We start from the raw sequence: 2,969 nt of genomic DNA, 5'->3' as shown, positions 1-2,969 counted from the left end.
GTCCCACGCACCCGCGTGGGACGGGGCCCCGCCCCTTTTTTCCGGGGTACGTCAGGCGGCCCCGTTGAGGGCCTGGACCATCCGGAGCCACGTCTCGCCGTGCGGGTGGGCGTGCCGGACGCTCAGCGCGACGATCTCCCGCAGCAGCCTGGCCCGGATCGCCTCGGGCGCGCGGGGCAGGAGCGTGGCCAGCTCCTCCGGTTCGACGCCCTCGACGGATCCGGCGAGCACCATGCCCGCCTGGGCGTGGGTGAGGGAGGACAGGCCGTCGTCGAAGACCTGCCCCTCGACGGCCGCGGCGTGCAGCAGCGCGTTGCTGTCCCCCGCCGCCAACGCCCTTTCCACGTACACCTGGAGGGCGTCGCGGTCCTCGACGAGGCGGTACGCGGCGTCCAGCCCTTCGGTACGGGCGACATCGAGGACGGCGACGTGTGCGAGCGGGGTGTCCTCCGGCGGCCGGGCCTGGAGGATGCGGGGATGGTCCTGGAGGAAGGCCCGTGACTCCGCCCAGTCGGCGCAGTCCACCCACTCCGCCACCTGCTCCGCGAGGATCAGCGGATCGTAGGCGGCGGTCACGCCGTGGGCGAGGACGGCCTCGCGGAGCGCGGCGTGCTGCTGTGCGGTGCCGGGGTCCAGGAACGCCAGCTCCTCCAGTGCCGTCGCCGCCTCCTCGCTGCCGAGCACATCGGCGTTCCGGGACCAGACATCGCGTGACCCGGGCCAGTCGGGCGCGAACATCCAGGAGCCGACGAGTTCCAGCGTCCCGGGCGACAGGGCGAGCCAGGCGGGTGCGGGGGCGAGGGTCTCCTCCTCCCACGCGGCGCGGACCGCGTCCGGATCGCCGTACGCGCGCAGCGCCCGCCGGGCCCGTACGGTCACGGCGTCCGCGCCGCCGCCGCCCGGAGTGGTGTCCCGGTGGAGGAAGGACACCAGTTCGCGTACGCCGGCCGAGGCCCGGGCACCGGGACAGCCCAGCAGGAAGATGCTCCGCTCGACACCGAGGCGCCGGGCGGTTGCGGGATGGGCGCCGAACTCCGCCACGGCCTCGTCGAATTCCCTCACCGCCGACGCGTGGTCGTCGGTGAGGGCGAGCGCCCCGCCCAGGTTGGCGAGGGCGGAGACCAGGGACTTCTCGAAGGCACCGGGGTTCTCCAGCGCCAGGGTCCGGTAGGCGGCGGCCGCTTCCCGTGCCGAGCTCACGGCCCCTTCGGCGTCCTGGTTCGCCCCCAGGTGCTTGCTGTAGTTCTGCAGGGAGAGAGCCAGATCGGGAAGGTGCGCACTGCTGAGTTCGTCGACGAGTACACGCAGGATCCGGACGCCCTCCCCGGCCGGCACCAGGGCCTCTTTCCGGCTGCCGGTGTCGGCGAGGTTCTGGGCAAGAGTGCCGAGTGAGCCCGCGAGAGGGGAGCGGAGGGCGGGCTCGCGTTCGGCGAGTTCACGGAAGAGGGCGACAGCTTCCTCTGCGGCCCGCAGCCCCGCCGCCGGATCTTTGGCCCTGTTCAGGTGGGCGGCGAGATTGGTGAGTGCGGTGGCCAGCTCCTGCCGGAAGACCGCGGGGTGTTCTTCGGCGAGTGCGCGGCGGATGGTGACCGATTCCCGGCCCGCGGTGAGCGCCCCCGAGACGTCACCCAGGGTTGCGCGATGGTTGCCCAGGTTGGTGAGGGCCGTCGCGAACTCCGGGAGAAAGGCGTCCGGATCCTCGGCGGCCAGGTGCCCGTAAAGGGCGGTCGCCTCCTCGGCATTGGGCAGAGCCGTCCCGGGCTCACCTGCGGCGACGAGGTGCATGGCGAGGTTGTTGAGCATCGCGGCCAGGCCCGGGAGGGACGCTGCCGGCCGTTCCTCGGCCAGCTCGCGCTGGATGCGTACGGCCTCCTGCGCGAGCAGCACCGCCGAAGACCGGTCTCCCGCGGCGGCCGTCTTGTTGGCCAGTGAGGTCAGGGACCGGGCGAGATCCGGCTGGAAGACGTCGGGGTGCTGCGAAGCGAGCCCGGCGTACATGCGCGCGGCATCCCGCGCCGGAGCGAGCGCCCCCTCGTGGTCCCCGGTGGCGGAGATCCGGTCCGCCAGGTTGTGCAGAGCGCCCGCCAACTGCGGTTGGAAGGCGACCGGATGACGCGCGACGAGTTCCCGGCAGATCTCCACAGCCTCCCGCGCGGGCGCGAGGCACCCCGCGAGATCACCGACGTCCTCCCGGTGCACGGACAGATTGGTCAGGGAGCCGGCCAGGGCGGACCGGAGACCGGTGGGGTGGCGTGCGGCCACCTTCCGGTCGACCCGGACCGCTGCCACCGCGTGAGGAAGCGCGCCCACGTGGTTTCCGACGGACTTGAGACTGCTGGCCAGATTGGTCAGCGCGGAGGCGAGAGGGGCCAGGAACTCGTCGGGGTGCGCCGCGGCGAGCTCGGTGTAGATCTCCACCGCCTCCTGCGCGAGGGGTACGGCGGCCCGGCGTTCCCCGACGGTCGAGAGATTCGCCGCCAGGTTGGTCAGCGTGGCCGCGAGGCCGGGGCGGAACGCCGCTGGAGTCCGTTCGACGAGTTGCCGGTAGATGCCGACGGAGTCCAGCGTGAGCGCGAGTGCCCCCTCGCGGTCGCCGATGTCGTGGACGCGCCGGCCGAGAGTGCCGAGGGCGAGAGCCAGGTCGGGGAGGCACGCGCTTCCGCCCGCGTCGGCGAGGCTCCGCTGGAGCTCGACCGCTTCGCGCGCCGGCGGCAGCGCCCCCTCGCGGTCGCCGATGTCGGCGTGCCGGTTGGCGACGTTGATGAGGGTGCGTACCAGCGCCGTACTGAAGACCCCGGGGAAGGTGCGCTCCAGCTCCTTGTACAGGGTGAGCGCCTCCCGCGCCGCACTCAGCGCGTCGTCGGGACGCCCTTCCGTCCTGAGCCGCTGGGAGAAGAGGATCAGCGCCTGGGCCAGAACGGGGACCGCGCCCGCCCCGCCCCGCTCCGCCGGCCCCCGCAACATCGCGA

Annotated in this window: 1 protein-coding gene; it reads right to left on the bottom strand. The window is 73.2% G+C overall.

From position 1 onward, the window contains the following. Window positions 1-51 precede the first annotated feature (51 nt). The coding region (locus AADR41_RS41765) for a tetratricopeptide repeat protein (RefSeq protein ID WP_342287674.1) at window positions 52-2,969 on the bottom strand (2,918 nt) is incomplete at its 5' end.

This window comes from Streptomyces sp. CLV115 (assembly GCF_038448545.1).
In the GTDB taxonomy this organism is placed as follows: Bacteria; Actinomycetota; Actinomycetes; order Streptomycetales; family Streptomycetaceae; genus Streptomyces; species Streptomyces sanglieri.
This window is presented reverse-complemented; position numbering and strand designations above follow the sequence as displayed.